The sequence below is a fragment of the Cytobacillus oceanisediminis genome (assembly GCF_007830235.1).
Lineage (GTDB): Bacteria > Bacillota > Bacilli > Bacillales > Cytobacillaceae > Cytobacillus > Cytobacillus oceanisediminis.
This window is the reverse complement of sequence record NZ_VLKI01000014.1, coordinates 21,810-41,016: the sequence shown is the minus strand read 5'-3', so window position 1 is coordinate 41,016 and position 19,207 is coordinate 21,810. Positions and strand designations below refer to the sequence as shown.

At 41.6% G+C, this 19,207-nt stretch carries 14 protein-coding genes and 1 pseudogene; 13 read left to right on the top strand and 2 right to left on the bottom strand.

Going from position 1 to position 19,207, the window contains the following annotated elements:
- The first annotated feature begins 210 nt into the window (after positions 1-210).
- Both uxaC and gndA read left to right on the top strand, forming a co-directional pair.
- Positions 211-1,614 carry a glucuronate isomerase gene (gene uxaC / locus IQ19_RS19185; RefSeq protein ID WP_144544139.1) on the top strand — a complete coding sequence of 468 codons (1,404 nt, stop codon included), beginning with the start codon at positions 211-213 and terminating at the stop codon, positions 1,612-1,614.
- 86 nt (positions 1,615-1,700) lie between these two features.
- A complete protein-coding gene (gndA, locus tag IQ19_RS19180) occupies positions 1,701-3,113 on the top strand; it encodes an NADP-dependent phosphogluconate dehydrogenase (protein ID WP_144544137.1) in 1,413 nt (470 codons plus the stop codon).
- A gap of 50 nt (positions 3,114-3,163) precedes the next feature.
- Here gndA and IQ19_RS19175 read toward each other — a convergent pair whose 3' ends face one another.
- The gene (locus tag IQ19_RS19175; RefSeq protein ID WP_144544136.1) at positions 3,164-4,333 is read right to left on the bottom strand and encodes an ROK family protein; all 1,170 of its coding nucleotides are present in this window, start codon (positions 4,331-4,333) and stop codon (positions 3,164-3,166) included.
- Positions 4,334-4,585: 252 nt separating this feature from the next.
- On the opposite strand from IQ19_RS19175, the gene IQ19_RS19170 reads away from it, so the two are divergent.
- From IQ19_RS19170 to IQ19_RS19125, 9 genes and pseudogenes are all read left to right on the top strand, one after another.
- Positions 4,586-5,854, top strand: a complete 1,269-nt coding sequence (locus IQ19_RS19170; RefSeq protein WP_144544291.1) for a nickel pincer cofactor-dependent isomerase, group 22 — start codon at positions 4,586-4,588, stop codon at positions 5,852-5,854.
- Between the two features lie 21 nt (positions 5,855-5,875).
- Entirely contained in the window at positions 5,876-6,646 is a 771-nt protein-coding gene (locus IQ19_RS19165; protein WP_144544135.1) for an SDR family oxidoreductase, read from the top strand.
- A gap of 64 nt (positions 6,647-6,710) precedes the next feature.
- On the top strand, positions 6,711-7,517 hold the full coding sequence (larE, locus tag IQ19_RS19160) for an ATP-dependent sacrificial sulfur transferase LarE (RefSeq protein ID WP_144544134.1): 807 nt from the start codon (positions 6,711-6,713) through the stop codon (positions 7,515-7,517).
- A gap of 344 nt (positions 7,518-7,861) precedes the next feature.
- Entirely contained in the window at positions 7,862-9,334 is a 1,473-nt protein-coding gene (locus tag IQ19_RS19155; protein ID WP_144544133.1) for a gluconokinase, read from the top strand.
- A 24-nt stretch (positions 9,335-9,358) separates the two neighbouring features.
- Complete coding sequence (gene larB / locus IQ19_RS19150; RefSeq protein ID WP_144544289.1) at positions 9,359-10,135, top strand: nickel pincer cofactor biosynthesis protein LarB; 777 nt, start codon at positions 9,359-9,361, stop codon at positions 10,133-10,135.
- Positions 10,113-11,537, top strand: a pseudogene (gene larC / locus IQ19_RS28645) (nickel pincer cofactor biosynthesis protein LarC). Before larB ends, larC begins: the two are co-directional and overlap by 23 nt.
- 50 nt (positions 11,538-11,587) lie before the next feature.
- Positions 11,588-12,241 (top strand): urease accessory protein UreH, encoded by a 654-nt coding sequence (locus tag IQ19_RS19135; protein WP_144544130.1) that lies wholly within the window; start codon positions 11,588-11,590, stop codon positions 12,239-12,241.
- A 363-nt stretch (positions 12,242-12,604) separates the two neighbouring features.
- On the top strand, positions 12,605-14,071 hold the full coding sequence (locus IQ19_RS19130; protein ID WP_144544129.1) for a SulP family inorganic anion transporter: 1,467 nt from the start codon (positions 12,605-12,607) through the stop codon (positions 14,069-14,071).
- Positions 14,072-14,149: 78 nt separating this feature from the next.
- Positions 14,150-14,569, top strand: a complete 420-nt coding sequence (locus IQ19_RS19125) for a universal stress protein (protein ID WP_144544128.1) — start codon at positions 14,150-14,152, stop codon at positions 14,567-14,569.
- 274 nt (positions 14,570-14,843) lie between these two features.
- On the opposite strand, the gene IQ19_RS19120 is transcribed toward IQ19_RS19125, so the two are convergent.
- Positions 14,844-16,034: a dicarboxylate/amino acid:cation symporter gene (locus IQ19_RS19120; RefSeq protein WP_144544127.1), complete on the bottom strand. Its 1,191-nt coding sequence runs from the start codon at positions 16,032-16,034 to the stop codon at positions 14,844-14,846.
- Positions 16,035-16,544: 510 nt separating this feature from the next.
- Between IQ19_RS19120 and IQ19_RS19115 the strand changes: the two genes are divergently transcribed.
- Positions 16,545-17,621, top strand: a complete 1,077-nt coding sequence (locus IQ19_RS19115) for a D-alanine--D-alanine ligase (protein ID WP_144544126.1) — start codon at positions 16,545-16,547, stop codon at positions 17,619-17,621.
- A gap of 134 nt (positions 17,622-17,755) precedes the next feature.
- On the top strand, positions 17,756-19,129 hold the full coding sequence (locus IQ19_RS19110; RefSeq protein WP_144544125.1) for a UDP-N-acetylmuramoyl-tripeptide--D-alanyl-D-alanine ligase: 1,374 nt from the start codon (positions 17,756-17,758) through the stop codon (positions 19,127-19,129).
- The last annotated feature ends 78 nt before the right edge of the window (positions 19,130-19,207 follow it).

Genomic DNA, 19,207 nt, shown 5'->3' with positions numbered 1-19,207 from the left:
CGAGCAATTGTATTACATCGGCTCTATCATTATTATAGCAGTTATTACTAATGCTCTCACTATCCTGTATAAACTAGTAATTGACGCAATCACATAAAAGTGATAATTTATAGATAATTAATTTGTTTAATAAACAAATTAATATAACAAAACAATAAATCTTTTTTTCAAATGATATTTCAATAAAAATGAAAATAAGGAGGAGGACAAATGAAATCTTTTTTAGATGATCATTTCCTGTTAAACACGGATACAGCTATACTTTTATATGAGAAAGCAGCAAAGGGCTTGCCTATTTTCGATTTTCATTGCCATTTGATCCCTCAAGAAGTTTGGGAAAATAAGTCTTTCAAAAACATTACCCAATTATGGCTTGGCGGAGATCATTACAAATGGCGGACGATGCGCATGCATGGAATTGGCGAGCAATTCATTACTGGTGATGCAAGTGACTGGGAAAAGTTTTCAGCATGGGCTGAAACGGTGCCACGTTTGATTGGGAATCCACTATATCATTGGACACATATGGAATTAAAAATGTTCTTTGGAATTGAAAAAGTACTTTCACCTGAAACAGCGCGTGAAATTTATGATGAGTGCAATGAAAAGCTTCAAGATCCCGCTTTCACTCCAAGGGCATTGATCGAAAAAGCCCATGTCAAATTTATTGGAACAACAGATGATCCTGTTTCCACATTGGGATATCATCGGTTATTAAAGAATGATGAGTCATTCCAAACAATGATTGCCCCGACCTTCCGTCCGGATGGTGCTTTTTTCATTGAACGGCCTACCTTTGAAAGCTGGATTGAGAAATTGTCTGAAGTGTCTGGTATAAAGATAAATTCATTAGACCAATTCCTGGCTGCGCTTAGACAACGGGTTGATTACTTCCATGAAAACGGCGGCCGTGCTTCAGACCATGATATTCAAAGAATGGAATACGTGGAAACAGCAAAAGAAGAGGTCGAAGCGATTTTCACAAAACGAATGCGCGGAGATAAGCTTTCAGATGGAGAGCTGGTATCATACCGTTCTTTTTTATTAAAAGAACTCGGAAAAATGTATGCTGAAAAGCAGTGGGTTATGCAGCTTCATATGGGAGCAATGCGCAATAATAATACAAGGATGAAAAAATTGATCGGTTCAGATGCAGGCTTTGATTCGATTGGCGAATCAAACTTTGCTGAAGGACTATCTCGTTTCCTGGATGCGCTTGATCAGGAAAACGCTCTGCCAAGGACTGTACTGTTTAACCTGAATCCAAAGGATAACGCTGTTCTGGCTGCCATGATGGGGAATTTTTATGAAGAAGGTGTCCCGGGCAAAATCCAGTTTGGCTCAGGCTGGTGGTTTAACGACCATATCGACGGAATGGAAAAGCAAATGAAGGACTTGGCGAATGTTGGATTATTAAGCCACTTTATCGGTATGTTAACGGATTCCCGCAGCTTCCTTTCTTATGCACGCCATGATTACTTCCGGAGAATTCTATGCAATATTCTGGGAGAGTGGGCTGAAAAGGGTATGGCGCCTAATGATATGGAGCTGCTTAAAAGTATGGTGGGGAATATTGGTTACCAAAATGCGGAGAGATATTTTCTGGAGAGATAAGGAAAGACAAATACCTGGTGAATTTCCTGATTTTAATGATAGAGAAAAATTAAATTATTTTGGAAGAAGAGAGGTAGAGGGCTGTTATGTCTAAACAACAAATTGGTGTTATCGGTCTTGCCGTAATGGGGAAAAATCTTGCCATAAACATTGAAAGCCGCGGGTATTCGGTTGCTGTATTTAACCGCTCATATGATAAAACAAAAGAATTTCTAAACAATGAAGCGGCTGGAAAAAACTTCATCGGCGCTAAAACAGTTGAAGAATTTGTCCAATCCCTAGAAAAACCGCGCAAAATTTTATTGATGGTTAAAGCAGGGGCAGCAACTGATGCAACCATAGATTCTTTAAAGCCTTTTCTTGAAGAAGGGGACATTTTGATTGACGGAGGGAACACCTTCTTCCAGGATACCATCAGACGGAATAAGGAACTGGAAACGGCAGGATACCATTTTATTGGCACAGGAGTTTCAGGCGGAGAGGAAGGTGCATTAAAAGGCCCTTCTATTATGCCTGGCGGAAAACAGGAAGCTTATGATCTTGTAAAGCCAATTTTTGAAGCCATTGCAGCCAAAGTGGATGGCAACCCATGCTGTACCTATATTGGGCCTAATGGGGCAGGTCATTATGTAAAAATGGTGCATAACGGAATTGAATATGGTGATATGCAACTAATATCTGAAGCCTACTTTATTCTCAAAAACGTCCTTGGCTTAGATGCAGAAGAGCTTCATAAGGTGTTTGCTGATTGGAATAAAGGCGAACTGGACAGCTACTTGATTGAAATAACAGCAGACATTTTCACAAAAACGGACGAAGAAACAGGCAAACCTTTAGTTGATGTCATACTGGATACAGCCGGACAAAAGGGAACAGGAAAATGGACCAGCCAGAATGCATTGGATTTAGGCGTACCTCTGCCAATTATCACAGAATCCGTTTTTGCCCGCTTCATTTCAGCCATGAAGGAGGAGCGTGCCAAAGCAAGTAAAGTTCTTAATGGTCCTGGAGTTAAGCCATTTGACGGCAAGAAAGAGGAGTTTATTGAGACTGTGCGAAAAGCTTTATACATGAGCAAAATCGTCTCTTACGCGCAGGGCTTTGCCCAAATGCGAGCTGCATCGGAGGAATACGATTGGGATCTTCGCTACGGGGACATTGCAATGATTTTCCGAGGCGGTTGCATTATCCGTGCTCAATTTTTGCAAAAGATTAAAGAAGCCTTTGACCGCGAACCTTCATTGTCTAACCTTTTGCTGGATCCCTATTTCAAGGAAATCATTGAAAGCTACCAGCAAGCTTTACGCCAGGTGCTTTCATTAGCAATTGAGAACGGCATTCCGGTCCCTTCCTTCTCAAGTGCAATTGCCTACTATGACAGCTACCGGGCAGAGATCCTTCCAGCTAACCTGCTTCAGGCCCAGCGTGACTATTTTGGTGCCCATACTTATCAGAGAGTCGATAAAAAAGGAATTTTCCATACAAATTGGATGGAATAACAGTAGAATGTAAGCAGAAAACCCTAGCGGCGGCTGGGGTTTTCTGCTTTTTAAGAAACATCGTCCATGCTTAAACGCAGTTCGGATACTCCTAAGAAATTCTTGATTGCCAGCGCGCAGGCCCCCATAATGCAGGCTTGCTTTCCGTAATGGGAAAGTTCGATTTCCCGGCAATGGCCTACAGATGATGATAAAAGAGATTTAATTTCTGTAATGGCATCCGGATAAAGCCGAAGCAATTCACTGTTTAACACTAAAATTTCCGGATTATACAGGTTAATAATATTATTCACGCCGATAGACAGAAACTTAATGTAATCTTCCAAAAGACTGCAGGTGATAGTCTCCTTTGCAGCAATCCATTGCTGAATTTCTCCGTGCTGTAAATGTCTCTCATCTGTTCTGTCAGATAAAATTTTCATAAAGCCTGATTCTGAGGCATATTGCTCCCAGCAGCCGCGGTTGCCGCAGCTGCACGGTTTGCCGTAAGGCACGACTATCATATGGCCGATTTCTCCGGCATAACCGTGAAACCCTTTAAGCGTTTCGCCATTGACAATGTTCCCAAGTCCAATCCCCGAGTATAACGTAACAGTTAGAAGGTATTCAGCACGATGATAGTTGAAGATCTTTTCAGCGAAGGCACATAAATTCGCATTATTTTCGATAAAAATATTCAACTCAAGTCCATTTAATAGATCTTTTTTTAGATCTTTATTTTTCCATTGGAGATGGGGGACAAAATAAATTGTTTCGTCTATGTTTACAATACCGTGAATGCCAATTACAACTCCCGTAAGCCCATAAAGAGAATGCGAACATCGTCCCTCAAACTCCTTAATATTGAGAATCAGCTGTGTAAGGATAACATCATAATTTGAGGTTTCCAGCTGGACCACTTCAGTAGAAACGGGGCGCCCCATCAAATCAGCCAATTGAAATGTTATCGTTTCTCTATCAAGATCAATTCCTAAAACGAACCCGGCCTGAGGGTTAATGGAAAGCATGATAGGCCTTCTGCCGATATTGTTATGTTCAAGCTGTGATTCTATAATCAAGCTTTCAGCTAATAAATCAGATACCTGGACAGAAATAGTGGCCTTATTTAATCCGGTCACTTTTGCTAATTCTGCTCTTGAGATTAGTTTGTGCTCAATAATTTTACTTAAAATGACCGACCGATTTATCTTTTTTATATAACCAGCATCTCCGGTAACCATATAGATCCTCCTTTTTTAATGTTTCTGTTTTAACATCATCCATTTAAAAATCATGGCTGCATAGATATTGACGAAAAGAAAATGATAATGATATTATACAAGTAATTAGTTTGTTTGGTAAACAAATTAAATGATAATAGGTTTTTATATGAAAAATATTTTGTTTTTTTAATGAAAAGGGATACCACATAATTCCGTATATGAAAGCGAATCTAAAGTGAACCATAAGGAAGAAAAGGAGTGAATCAGATAATGGGGATCCTTCAGGATTTACTAAAAGATATCCCAGTTCCCAAAATGGCGAAGGTAAAGGTGAAGTTTGATGATCAGAAAATCGATAATCTTGAACTCGCTTTAAGGGAAAAGCTTCAGCAAGAGCACATCCGCAAGACTGTTAAACCGGGAATGGAGATTGCAGTAGCTGTCGGCAGCAGAGGGCTCGACCGCATTGTGGAATTGACGGCGACAACGGTTGAACTTCTTAAAGAATTAGGAGCAAAGCCTTTTATCGTGCCAAGCATGGGAAGCCATGGAGGGGCAACAGCTGAAGGACAGCGTGAGGTTTTAGCCCATCTCGGTGTTACAGAAGAAAGTGCAGGCTGTGAAATTCGTTCTTCGATGCAAGTGGTCAAGATTGGGGAACTGCCCAATGGATTGCCGGTATATATAGACAAGTTTGCATCAGAAGCTGATGGGATTATCGTTATCAACCGTGTAAAACCCCATACTGCTTTCCGCGGGCCTGTTGAAAGCGGAATCATGAAGATGATCAGCATTGGATTGGGGAAGCAAAGAGGGGCAGAAGCCTGCCATCAGCTTGGCTTTAAGTATATGGCGGAAAATGTACCTGCCATGGCTAAGATGATCATGGAAAAAAAACCGGTGCTCTTTGGCGTTGCAACAGTGGAAAATGCCTTTGATAAGGTTGCCATTGTCGATGTTCTAACTCCGGAAGAAATAAAAGTAAAAGAAGCAGATCTGCAAAAAAAGGCTAAGGAATTTTTGCCGAAGCTATTTTTCGAGCAATTGGAAGTGCTTGTGATCGACCAGATTGGAAAAAACATAAGCGGTGATGGAATGGACCCGAATATCACAGGCCGATACCCGACTCCTTATGCTTTCGGGGGACCGGATGTCAATAAAATGGTTGTTCTTGATTTGACACCCCAAACAGAAGGGAATGCCAACGGAGTCGGTACAGCCGATTTTACAACGCAGCGGCTCGTTGACAAAATGGATCTGGAAACTACCTACGCGAACGGCTTAACCTCAACTGTGGTGGCGCCAACCAAAATTGCCACTACATTGCCTTCTGATAAAGACGCTATTAAAGCGGCTATCAAGACCAGCAATATATTAGATTTTAAAAAGGTAAAGATGGTCCGCATTAAAAATACATTAGAAATTAGTGAAATTGAGGTATCGGAAGAAATGCTCGGGTATGTTCTAGAGCATCCAAACATGGAGCAAATTTCAGATCTTTATGAGATGCCTTTTGACGGAGAAGGAAATCTATTTTAACCAATAGGGAGAGAGAGATACATGACAAAGCTATTTGATTTAACAGGCAAAACAGCAGTTGCTATAGGGGGAAACAGTGTACTGGGTTCATCTATTGCACAAGGGCTTATCGATCATGGCGCCAAGGTTGCCATCGTTGGGCGCAATCTTGAAAAAGCCGAGGAAGTAGTAAAGGAACTCGAGAACAGCGGCGGAACGGCAAAGGCTTTCCAGGCTGATGTAAGTTCGAGAGATTCTTTAATCAGGGTAGCTGACGAAATTGAACAATGGTCAGGCGGCTGGGACATCCTATTGAATGCGCCGGGAAAAAATAGCTCCACTCCATTTTTTGAGCTTGAAATGGATGAATGGGATGACATTATGGACGTTAATCTAAAAGGGATTGTGCTAACTTGCCAGATTTTCGCAAAGAAAATGATTGAGCTAAAAAGAAAAGGCAGCATTATTAATATTTCATCTGTTTCTTCAACAACGCCTTTATCAAAAGTATTCACGTATTCAGTATCGAAAGCAGGACTTAACAGTGTCACTCAATTCCTTGCACGTGAGTTTGCTCCAAACGGGATACGTGTGAATGCGATTATTCCTGGCTTTTTCCCGGCTGAACAGAATAAAAAAATCTTAAGTCCTGTAAGAATCGATTCGATTATGAAACATACGCCAATGAACCGGTTTGGTACACCTGAGGAACTGCAGGGAGCAGCTGTCTGGCTGGCATCCGAAAAGGCATCAAGCTTTGTAACAGGTGCTTTAATCCGAGTGGACGGCGGTTTCGGGGGTATGACAATCTAATAGAATGGCAGGGCATTAATAAATGATAAATGTTGATAAAGCTTGAGAGAAGGGAGCTGGGACAATGCTACGGGAGAAATATCAAAAATTGCAGTCCATTCTTCGGGACATGGAATCAGTAGTTGTCGCATTCTCTGGAGGAGTCGATAGTACATTTTTATTAAAGGCGGCGGCCGATACGTTAGGTGCTGAACATGTCCTTGCGGTTACTGCCGATTCGGAAACATACCCAACGAGCGAACTTGAAGAGGCAAAGGGATTGGCGGATACAATCGGGGTTAAGCATCAAGTTATTGAAACATCAGAGCTGGCCATTCCCGGTTATGCTGAAAATAATAAGAACCGGTGCTATTTTTGCAAGAGCAGCCTGTTTGACCTGCTCATCCCTGTTATGGAGCGCAAGGGATTTAATAATGTTATTTATGGAGTAATTACAGATGATATCAATGAGCATCGGCCCGGCATGAAAGCGGCACAGGAAAAAGGAATACGGGGACCGCTTCTCGAAGCTGAACTATATAAGCAGGAGATCCGGGAGCTATCAAAGCAGTTTGATCTTCCAACATGGAACAAGCCGTCCTTTGCTTGCCTTTCTTCAAGAATTGCTTATGGGGAATATATTACGAAAGAGAAGCTAACCAAAGTTGATAAAGCGGAGGCTTATCTAAAATCTCTTCATGTCCGTCAAGTTCGGGTAAGAACACATGGGGATATTGCAAGAATCGAAGTAGAGCCGGCAGATATGAAGCTCATCCTGGAAAATCATGATCTTATTTCACAGGAACTGCAAAGCTACGGATATAAATATATTACATTAGATTTAATCGGTTACCAAAGCGGAAGCATGAACAAGGTCCATTCGCATAACTGAATAAATTCTAATAGAAAAGGCTTTGGAAAAGTCCAAAGCCTTTTCTATTAGCTATGTAAAAGCTCATTGTTGAATTTTGCAACCTGTTGATTGGAGCGAATGGCGCAGCTCCTCGGAAATGCATTTGCATTTCCTTAGTGCGGTTTTTATTCAAGGATGCTGGTTCAATGTCCTGCGGGAAAAGCTTCTCAAAGGGGGACCTCGCAGGCGCTTCATGCGCCGAGGTGGCTTCGGACCGTCCGAGGAAAGCGAACTTATTGAGCTGAAATCAACAGGCAAGTTTAACAGAGCTATTAATAAAGTTAGCATAATATCTTTGAAATATAGTTAAAGGAAGATGCGGCATGAGAAGAGAATATGTAATGGGACTGGATATTGGAACAACCAGTGTAAAAGCATGTGTATTCAACTTACAGGGGAAGCTGGCAGCTGAAACAGAAAGGATGATTCCTTCCCATTATCCGCAGCCGGGGTGGGTTGAACAGAACCCGCAAGAAATTGAACGTTTTTGTGTACAAGCTATAAAGGAAGCTATACAGAAGGCGGATGTTGGAGAAGGAGAGTTGCTTTCTCTGGGGTTCTCGGCTGCGATGCATTCACTTATCTGTGTGGATGCTGAAGGAAAGCCTTTGTCGAATGCCCTTATTTGGGCAGACGGAAGGAGTAATCCTCAAGCTGAAAAGGTGCTAAATACGATAGGGGACAAAGTGTATTCAAAGACCGGAACGCCTGTTCATCCAATGTCGCCATTTCTAAAGTTATTATGGATGAAGGAAAACGAATATGAACCGTACCGGCAGGCTGCGTATTTTATGTCCATTAAAGAATATCTCATTCTGCACTGGTTTAATAAAAGAGTGATCGATTATTCCATGGCTTCGGCAACAGGGCTTTTTAATCCGGCAACTCTCAGCTGGGAGCAGGATTTATTGGAGCGGACGGGAGTAACCGCTGAACAGCTTTCTGATATTGTCCCTCCTACTGAAGTTTTAACGGGAATCAACAATGTAATTGCAGAGGAAATGGGGATCGAGCCAGAGGTTCCGTTTGCAATTGGAGCTGCTGACGGGCAGCTTTCCAATTTGGGAATTGGGGCGATTCTTCCAGGTGAGGCAGCTGTTTCTGTCGGTACAAGCGGTGCTATCAGACAAATGACAAATGGAGTGGACATTGATGATCAGCAAGAAACATTCTGTTACTCCTTTACAGCCGAGTCAACCATTATTGGAGGGCCGACGAATAATGGAGGCATCGTCCTGCAGTGGCTAAAAGATGTCCTGAATGATCAGGGCAGCTTTACTGACTTCTTGGCGGAAGCTGGAAAAGTTGGACCCGGGGCAGAAGGCATGTTATTTTTGCCTTATATAAATGGAGAGAGAGCTCCCATTTGGAATCAGCGGGCGAAAGGGAATTTTTATGGTGTAGCCATCACCCATAAAAAAGAACATTTTATCCGTGCGGTCCTGGAGGGAGTTACTTTTAATCTTTATCAAATAGGAAAAGCGCTGGGGAGATTGGCTGGAGAACAAAAGAAAATCTATGTTAATGGCGGCCTTGCAAGATCACCATTATGGCTGCAAATGATGGCTGATATATTTGAAGCAGAAATCTATGTCTCCGAAACCCATCACAGTGCGGCCTGGGGCGCTGCCTGGACAGCATTAGTTGCGATTGGCAAGGTGGAGTCCTTCGATGAAATTAAAAAGAGTATTCCAATGGAAGCCCCAGTGTTGCCAAATAAGGATAATAGTAAAATGTACAAGTCTATTTATAAAAATTATGAAAAGCTGGCAAAGGATATAGTAAAAACCTTTTAAGCTTATAAAAAGGGGTTGTTTCTCATTCTAGAAAATATTTTAGAGCAAGTTCAAAAGGGAACCCTTAGCGTTTCGGACGCAAAGGAGCAGCTGGCAACCTTTGAAAATCTGGGTTTTGCCAAAGTGGATCATCATCGGAAAAAGCGGCAGGGCTTCCCGGAAGTGGTCTTCGGGGAAGGCAAGACAGCTGAACAAATCATTTCTATCATTCAATCTTTAAGAGCAAGAAATAACCAGGTTCTTGTTACCAGGATCTCTAATGAAAAGGCGAAAGCGGTTTTACTCGAGTGCCCTGAGTTTATTTATCATGAAATGGCACAAATTCTCTATTGGAAAAATGAAAAAAATATTGGTGAAAGCTCAGAAGGTTATATTGCAGTCGTTGCGGCAGGGACTTCAGATTTAAGGGTGGCTGAAGAGGCGGCTCTTACTGCAGAAGTGCTTGGAAGTGAGGTCCGCCGATTCTATGATGTAGGGGTTGCGGGAATCCACCGGCTTTTAAATCATGCGGAAGAAATTCAGAATGCTACTGTTTCCGTAGTTGTGGCAGGAATGGAAGGAGCTCTTCCGAGTGTGGTTGGAGGGCTGGTTTCCCATCCTGTTATAGCCGTTCCAACGAGCATTGGCTACGGTGCGAATTTCAATGGGCTATCTGCATTGCTCACGATGTTGAACTCATGTGCTTCAGGAATTAGCGTAGTAAACATTGATAATGGATTTGGCGGCGGATACAACGCGGTTCTCATCCATCGAATAGCACAAAAAGGGGCCGGGATTAATGAAGAAGATACTTTACTTTGATTGTTTCTCAGGAATGAGCGGAGATATGGTTATAGGTGCCTTAATCGATGCGGGGGCAAATCCTAGCGTTCTAGTTGAAGAATTAAAGAAGCTGGATATCGAAGATGAATATGAGCTGAAGTGGAAAAAGGTTGTGAAAAATGGCATTACAAGCACCAAGTTTGATGTGGTGTTATTGAATGAAGGTCAAGGCCAGGGACATACGCATGAACACAGCCATAGCCATGAACATCATCACGGGCATGAACACGGCCATAGCCATGATCATCATCACGAGCACGAAGAACACGGCCATAGCCATGATCATCATCACGGGCATGAAGACAGCCATACCCACGACCACCATCATGAACATGAACACGGCCACAGTCACGGCCATCATCATCACCGATCCTATTCGGATATTGCAAAGATGATAAAAGCAGCAGGGTTCAATCCCAAAGTAGAGGATATGGCGCTAAAAATCTTCCGGAAAATTGGTGAAGCGGAGGGTCTGATCCATGGACTTCCATTGGACAAAGTCCATTTCCATGAAGTGGGCGCGGTGGATTCAATTATTGATATTATCGGTGCAGCCATTTTAATAGACCAGTTAGATATTTCGGAAATTATGTCTTCGCCGGTTCCGGTTGGAAAGGGAAGAATCCATATTGATCATGGGATATATCCTGTGCCTGCACCTGCCACGCTTGAAATATTAAAAGGCGTTCCAATCGAACAATCGGATGTAAGAGCGGAGCTTACCACGCCAACAGGTGCCGCGATTGTTTCTGTACTGGCAGAAGAGTTTTGTTCGATACCTTCTATGAAAGTTCAATCCATTGGCTATGGAGCGGGAACTAAAACCTTTAAAAACCATCCCAACGTCTTGCGTGTCATTATCGGGGAGTAGACGTTCCATTTAAGAATGAGAGGAGTGAGTGAAATGGTTTCTCAACTTCCGCCTGACCATGAGCACATGGATAATCAAATGTTTAAAATGGAAGTCAATCTTGATGATATACCCGGGGAGTGGCTGGGCCATGTCATGGATCTGCTGTTTGAAGCCGGAGCAAACGATGTGTTCTACACTCCAATCTATATGAAGAAAAATAGGCCTGGAGTATTATTGCAGCTGCTTTGTTCGCTGGCAAAGGTGAATAAAATGAAAGACATCTTATTTGCTGAGACGACCACTCTTGGCATCCGCTATTATCCTTTAACCGTTCACCGTTTGGAACGCAATTTTAAAAAGGTGGACATCGAATGGGGAACAGTAACGGTAAAAGAGGGGATATATAAGGGGGAAGTGGTACAAAGAGCCCCGGAATATGAGGAGTGCAAAAAGATTGCCTCCCTTCATAACATACCCTTAAAAAAGGTTTATGAACAGATTTGGAAGGCCTATGGGGAAGGGGTGTAGATCCACCGAAGAATGTCACAAGAAATTAGTCAGCGGGGAGAAAGGCTAACATGTTTATGAGTTTAATTTCAGTGTTATTGCTTGGATTTATTTTAGGGGTTAAGCACTCGATTGAACCGGATCATATTATTGCTGTTTCCACGATGGTGGGAAAGAGCAGGAAATTATTGCGTTCAACTCTAACAGGTGTGTTTTGGGGAATCGGACACACGATTACTCTCTTTATTGTGGGAATGGCTTTCATTCTCATGAAAGGAGAGCTTACAGATAAATGGGCAATGTCCTTTGAATTTCTGGTCGGCATTATGCTGGTCTACTTAGGCATTAAGAGTTTGCTTTTTATGAAAAACCAGGATTCTGATAGCGATACAGAATCCCGTGAAAAATCATCATTAATGAAAGTAACCATTATTGGATTCGTCCACGGGCTTGCTGGAAGTGCGGCAATGGTGTTATTAACCATGTCAACCGTGACCACTGTTTGGGAAGGAGCATTATATATAGGGATATTCGGACTGGGGACTATTTTTGGCATGTTAACTTTTACAACGATCCTTGGTATTCCATTTGTCTATAGCAAAGGCAATGTTAAGTTAAATCGTTTTTTGACCCAAGCTGCTGGATCAGTAAGTTTTCTGTTTGGAATCTATTATATGTATAATCTCGGCATAACTGAAGGGTTATTTGGATTATGGGTTCAATAGGCTTTATCCTGGAAATTAAAAGGAGATCATATAGAGTGGTGTTTGAAATTGGCTGCCAAATTATTTAGTGTAACCTATCTATTTGATTAAGAGGGTCCTGATCATTAGGATCCTTTTTTATGTGTGTGTAAAAAAATAATGTTACTAATAGAAAAAGAGAGATTTTAATAGGTATTGAGAGAATTTACGGTTTATAAACGCTTTCATTCTAACTTGTATTTCCTGACAAATGTGATATGATTCTATTGTTTTTGTCGGCCCGACTTTGATGAGAGTTCAAAGTCATTACAATAAAAAATAATATCGTCTAACAGGAGCGCCGAAAATCAGGCGCTCTGCTGCTTTTCGAGAAGGGGTGTTTATTTGAAAGCTAATTCATTAAAAGAACAATGGTTTGGCAATGTAAAAGGGGACATTCTTGCTGGAATTGTGGTAGCATTGGCTCTTATACCTGAGGCGATTGCTTTCTCCATTATTGCCGGTGTCGATCCAATGGTTGGATTGTATGCTTCTTTCTGTATTGCTGTAACCATTGCAATAGTAGGCGGAAGGCCTGGAATGATTTCTGCTGCAACCGGTGCGATGGCTTTATTGATGGTTACATTAGTAGCTGACCATGGATTGCAGTATTTATTTGCGGCGACCATTTTGACAGGGGTTCTGCAAATTTTATTTGGTGTGCTTAAATTGGCCCGTTTTATGAAATTTATTCCCCGCGCAGTCATGATTGGGTTTGTTAATGCGCTGGCGATTTTGATTTTTATGGCCCAGCTTGAGCAATTTGTGGATGCAACATGGGTTATGTATGTGATGGTTGCAGGAGCATTGGCGATTATTTATATTTTCCCAAGGGTAACAAAAGCAGTGCCATCACCTTTAGTGCCAATTATTGTGATTACCGTCATTGCCATTATGACGAAAAGTGATGTTCGAACAGTTGGAGATATGGGAGCTTTAACTTCTGCATTGCCAACCTTTTTTATCCCGGATGTCCCATTAAATCTTGAGACTCTAAAAATTATCTTCCCTTATTCCCTGGCCCTTGCGATTGTTGGCTTGCTTGAGTCCTTGCTGACTGCATCGATCGTTGACGATATGACTGATACAGCGAGTGATAAAAATATGGAAAGCCGCGGACAGGGTATTGCGAATATCGTGGCTGGTTTATTTGGCGGAATGGCAGGCTGTGCAATGATCGGGCAATCTGTTATTAACGTTAAATCAGGCGGAAGAGGCAGACTTTCTGCGCTTGTTGCCGGTACCTTCCTTATGTTCTTGATTTTAGTATTAGGCAATATTGTCGTTCAAATACCGATGGCTGCACTAGTAGGTGTCATGATCATGGTTTCAATTGGAACCTTTGACTGGTCTTCGATTAAGGGCCTTGCCAAGACACCTGTTACAGATTCCATTGTTATGGTAACAACTACTTTGATAACTGTTTTTACTCACGATCTATCCAAAGGAGTATTTGCTGGTATTATCTTGAGTGCGATCTTCTTTGTTGCTAAAATTTCTAAGGTGCATGTTACATCACGTATTGAAGGGGGTAAGAAAATTTACGCTGTCACAGGCCAGGTTTTCTTTGCTTCTGTAGACGAACTTGTAGCAGCATTTGACTTTAACGGAGATGTTAAAGAGGTTGAAATCGACTTTTCACAGGCGCATGTCTGGGATGACTCAGGTGTCGCTGCTATAGATAAAATTGTGATAAAGCTGCGGGACAATGGAGTATTGGTCCGTTTATCAGGATTAAATGCACCGAGCTCCAACTTAATTGAGCGATTGGCGGTTCACCGCAAACCTGGTGCCAAATTATCCGGGCATTAAAAATAAAATAAAAATGACTGCCACAGTCTTCTGGACTGTGGTATTTTTTTGATAAGGATAAAGATTAGGGGTGAAGACGTGTTTAAAAAGATACTGATAGCTGCGGATGGATCCGATCATTCCATTCGTTCAGCCAAAAAAGCCATTTATCTTGCAGAACAAAATCCCGATGCTGAAGTTACGGTGGTATACGCGATTGATGGACAGACATCAAAGGAAGATATTCTTCACCATTTTGATAAGTCGGTTGTGGATGAGGCAAGAAAACGCCGCTTGCAGCCAATAGAAAAGATATTAAAAGAAAAAGGCGTATCATATGAATTGAAAATTTTACAGGGCGAGCCCGGACCGGCCATTGTGGAATATGCCAATCAAAGAGACTTTGATATTGTGGTAGTAGGCAGCCGTGGATTAAATGCACTGCAGGAAATGGTGCTTGGAAGTGTAAGCCATAAAATTGCCAAACGGGTTAAAGCGCCCGTTATGATTGTAAAATAAAAAGAAAACTGCCAGATAAAAAGAACTGAAATGGTTTTTTATCTGGCAGTTTTCTTTTTGGCTAAAGGGCTTTGTTTTCACTTTCCAAGTGATGTAAAGTTGGTGCAGCGCAAAGTGACCGATATATCAAAAAAGTGACCGATAAAATCAAAATCTGACCGATATATTGAAAAAGTGACCGATAAAATTAAGATCTGACCGATATATTTAAAAATTAACCGATAATCACGGATCAAACCCAAAAAAAGATGCCCCATTCGGGACACCTTTCTAATTAGCTTGCTTTTACAGCCCGTGGCTGCGCTTTTTTATCTTTTCCGCTTGCTTTGTCAGACAGTAATGTGAGCGCTCCGTCACCTGTAACGTTGCAGGCTGTTCCAAAGCTGTCTTGAGCAAGATATAAAGCAATCATAAGGGCAATCATTGTCTCGTTGAAGCCGAGCATGCTTTCAAGCAATCCAAGTGCCGCCATAACAGCTCCGCCTGGAACACCTGGTGCAGCAATCATGGTTACACCGAGCATTAAGACAAACGGCAGGATTTCTGCGAAAGAAGCAGTCTGTCCTTGGAGCATCATAACCGCAATTGCACAGCTTACAAGAGTAATCGTGCTTCCTGACAGATGGATCGTTGCCAGTAAAGGAACAGAGAAATCAGCAATTTTTTCACGTGCGCCAAGCTTTTTAACCTGCTTTAGCGTGACAGGAATCGTTGATGCGGACGATTGTGTTCCAAGTGCCGTGAAGTAAGCAGGCATCATGTTTTTAATCAGCTTAATCGGATTTGTTTTAGTAACACTTCCTGCAGCTGTATATTGAATCAGTAAAAAGATAATATGAAGGGCAATAATCATAACAAACACTTTTGCAAAAACAGACATGATGGCGCCAACTTGTCCGCCTTGTGTCATATTGGCAAAAATCCCGAAAATATGAACAGGAAGCAATGGAATTATAACTTTTTCAATCAATTTTTCGATAACATCACGGAAATCGTTCATGGAATTTTGAAGTGTGTTTCCTTTAATCGCCGCTAAGCCAAGTCCCAAAGTGAATGAAATAAGAAGTGCTGTCATAACACCCATAACAGGAGGCATGTCCACCTGGAAAAATGGAGAAAGCAATGCTTCTTCCGGATTCTCAAATTCTTTGAAGCTTTGATTTTTTAGTAGAATCGGATATAAGAAAGTGGCTGTGAAGAATGCCAATAAACCTGCAGCAACTGTGGAGGCATAAGCAAAACCAGTTGTAATGCCCAACAGTTTGCCGGCTCCTTTGCCCATGCTGCTGATCCCTGGTGCGATGAACCCGATGATGATTAATGGAATGGCAAAGCCTAGAAAGTTTCCGAACAGACCATTAAAAGTAGCGAATAGTTTAATTAACCATTCAGGAGAAAAAGAACCTAGTATAATACCTAAAGCGATAGCTAAAATAATTCTGGGAAGCAAACCGAACCTTTTCATTTTTGTCCTCCTTAAAAATACACTTGTTTTCAATAGAGGGATTATATCCTGTTTCAAATAAAAAGTTAAGAGTAAAAATATTTGTTTTAAAAATAAAATAATTATATGAATTCTGACTACTAATCTATTTATTAAGGGTTTATCGAAAGAATCTCTATATTATAAGAAATAAAGCGTTATTTTAAAATAATAATTCGGTAGTTTGGTTTTAAATTATGGAAGAAAAGGAAGTAATAATAAGAGCATTTTTTCAGGTTTAAGGATAAGAAAAGTTTCCTTTTCCAATGCTTTTTCATACATATAGGAATATGGGCGTACGTGCAGAAAAAAATTCCTTAATAATTGAACATGTAATCACTCCCTTTCTTAAATTAGAAAGTGTTACAATAAAGTGAAGCTTCACCAGCACGTGTTTGATCTGGTGGGCAAACAAGAGATGATACTTATACTGGAAATACCACTTGGCGAACTAAGCCGGGTAATCCATGATTGAATAATGGAGGTTCTTTTATGAAAACGAAGGTTGGCCTATTGTACGGCGGAAAATCCGCAGAACATAAAGTATCGATGCAGACAGCAATGGCTGTAATCAAAGCGTTGGACTTAGACAAATTTGAAATTCATCCAATTTATATATCCGAAGAAGGACAATGGGTTAAGGGCCCTCAATTACAGGGCCCTGTTTCCAGTGTGAAGGAACTGGAATTTTCCCAGGGAGAAGCACTTCCGCCAACAGCATTGGCACCGACTCTTTTTCAGGATTCTCAGCAAAAAGGTCCTTTTGATGTTATATTTCCGCTGCTTCACGGTCCAAATGGTGAAGATGGCACGGTTCAAGGCTTATTGGAACTGCTCAACCTTCCGTATGTAGGCAATGGGGTATTGGCTTCATCTGCTGGCATGGATAAGGTAATCATGAAAAATATCTTTGCACAGGCAGACCTTCCGCAGGTGAAATATGTCTGGTTCATCCGCAGTGAATGGGAAAATGAAACAGCCGCTGCCTATGATAAAGTTGAAAAGGAACTCGGCTACCCTTGTTTTGTTAAACCGGCTAACCTGGGTTCGAGTGTGGGCATCAGCAAGTGTATGAATCGTTCAGAGCTTGAGGAAGCGTTTAAAGAAGCTTTCCAATTCGACCGTAAAATAATAATTGAAGAAGGCGTGACAGCAAGGGAAATTGAAGCTGGCGTACTTGGAAATGACTATCCGGAATGCTCTGTTGCCGGAGAGATTGTTCCGAAATTGGAGTTTTATGATTATAAAGCGAAATATGAAGATGGAGATACAGCTTTGATCATACCAGCTGAAATCTCTGAAAAGGAGTACAGCGAGCTGAAGGATATGGCGATCAAAGCATTTAAAGCCCTCGATTGCTCCGGTCTTGTCAGAGCTGATTTCTTTTTGACACGAGAGGGTAAACTATACATTAACGAAGTGAATACAATGCCTGGCTTTACACCTTTCAGCATGTTCCCGCTTCTTTGGAAACATACTGGTGTTGAATATCCACAACTAATCGAAAAGCTTGTAAATCTGGCCATCGAACGCCACGCTGAAAAACAAAATATTAAACACACAATGTAAAGCCATTTGGCTGCAATAACGTCATTATCAAGGAAACACGGCATATTTGTCGTGTTCCTTTTGTTCATACATAACGGATAGTGCTTCAGCTGCCATATGTGCATTTTGAAAACTATCAAATTAGGAGGCCCCGTATGATTAAGAAAACACTTCAAGAGATTGGACAGATGATTAAGATTGAGAATGATTTTTCATCTTTTTATGATACCGCCGTTAAGGGGGTAAGTATTGATTCAAGAAAAATCGGGCAAGGCAATCTGTTTGTCCCTTTTAAAGGGGAGAATTCGGACGGCCATCGTTTTGTGGAAGACGCCCTTCGAAAAGGGGCAGCCGCAGCGTTATGGCAAAAGGATGTCCCAAATCCTCCACTTCATTTGCCGATTCTGCTGGTTGAAGATACTTTGACAGCTCTCCAGGAATTGGCGAGAAGCTACCGCGGCGAACTAAAGGTTAAAACAGTAGGTATTACAGGGAGCAATGGAAAAACAACAACCAAGGATATGACCGCAAATTTGCTTTCCTTAAAATACAAGGTTCAAAAGACAGAAGGAAACTACAATAACCATATCGGCCTGCCATTAACGATTCTCGCACTGGAAGAGGACACGGAAATTGCTGTATTGGAAATGGGCATGAGCGGCCGAGGGGAAATTGATTTTCTGACAAAGCTGGCCCGTCCGGAAGCAGTTATTATTACGAATATAGGCGAGTCCCATCTTCAGGATTTGGGATCCAGGGAAGGAATTGCGGAAGCGAAACTTGAGATCGTTAATGGTCTTCAGGATAATGGACTGGTCATTTATTATGGTGACGAGCCGCTTCTTAATGAAAAATTAGAGTCTTACATGGGTTCTGCTGCTTTAAGGACCTTTGGCAGAACCGAAAAAAATGATGTCTACCCGATTAGGATTGAACAGAATGACAGCGGCAGTACCTTTAAGATTAATGGCACAAATGAAGAGTTTTATCTGCCGGTATTAGGTACGCATAATGTTCTTAATGCGCTGGCGGCTATGATTGCAGCTTCCCATTTTGATGTGCCGTATGAAAAAATGAATAAAGGCTTCTCCAGCTTGAAGCTGACCAATATGCGGATGGAGCTTTTAGAAGGGAAGAATGGCGAAAAGATTATCAATGATGCCTATAATGCAAGCCCGACTTCTATGAATGCTGCGATTGAGCTTATTGCCAATCTGCCTGGCTATAAAAAGAAAATCCTGGTTCTCGGTGATATGCTGGAGCTTGGGCCTCAGGAGGAAGATTTCCATTTTACCATTGGGAAATCAGTAGATGTGGAAAAAGTTCATTATGTCTTTACATTCGGCAAGCTTGGCAAGTTTATTGCCAAAGGGGCGGAGCAATCACTTTCAGGTGAAAGGGTGTTTGCTTTTACAGAAAAACAGTCATTGATTGAAGAATTGAAAAAGCATGTCGATAACGAAACAATCGTACTGGTAAAAGCATCAAGAGGCATGAAGTTAGAAGAGGTCGTCTCAGCCCTTCAATAACTTTTACGAGGAAATTGAGCAATGATTGCAGATTTAGTCAAAAAACTGAAAATCGCTGGCAATATGAAACTGCTTGTT

Excerpts from the sequence above, each read along its gene's own strand:
- uxaC (WP_144544139.1), top strand. The coding sequence starts at position 211 with ATGAAATCTTTTTTAGATGATCATTTCCTGTTAAACACGGATACAGCT.
- gndA (WP_144544137.1), top strand. The coding sequence starts at position 1,701 with ATGTCTAAACAACAAATTGGTGTTATCGGTCTTGCCGTAATGGGGAAA.
- IQ19_RS19175 (WP_144544136.1), bottom strand. The coding sequence starts at position 4,333 with ATGGTTACCGGAGATGCTGGTTATATAAAAAAGATAAATCGGTCGGTC.
- IQ19_RS19170 (WP_144544291.1), top strand. The coding sequence starts at position 4,586 with ATGGGGATCCTTCAGGATTTACTAAAAGATATCCCAGTTCCCAAAATG.
- IQ19_RS19165 (WP_144544135.1), top strand. The coding sequence starts at position 5,876 with ATGACAAAGCTATTTGATTTAACAGGCAAAACAGCAGTTGCTATAGGG.
- larE (WP_144544134.1), top strand. The coding sequence starts at position 6,711 with ATGCTACGGGAGAAATATCAAAAATTGCAGTCCATTCTTCGGGACATG.
- IQ19_RS19155 (WP_144544133.1), top strand. The coding sequence starts at position 7,862 with ATGAGAAGAGAATATGTAATGGGACTGGATATTGGAACAACCAGTGTA.
- IQ19_RS19135 (WP_144544130.1), top strand. The coding sequence starts at position 11,588 with ATGTTTATGAGTTTAATTTCAGTGTTATTGCTTGGATTTATTTTAGGG.
- IQ19_RS19120 (WP_144544127.1), bottom strand. The coding sequence starts at position 16,034 with ATGAAAAGGTTCGGTTTGCTTCCCAGAATTATTTTAGCTATCGCTTTA.
- IQ19_RS19115 (WP_144544126.1), top strand. The coding sequence starts at position 16,545 with ATGAAAACGAAGGTTGGCCTATTGTACGGCGGAAAATCCGCAGAACAT.
- IQ19_RS19110 (WP_144544125.1), top strand. The coding sequence starts at position 17,756 with ATGATTAAGAAAACACTTCAAGAGATTGGACAGATGATTAAGATTGAG.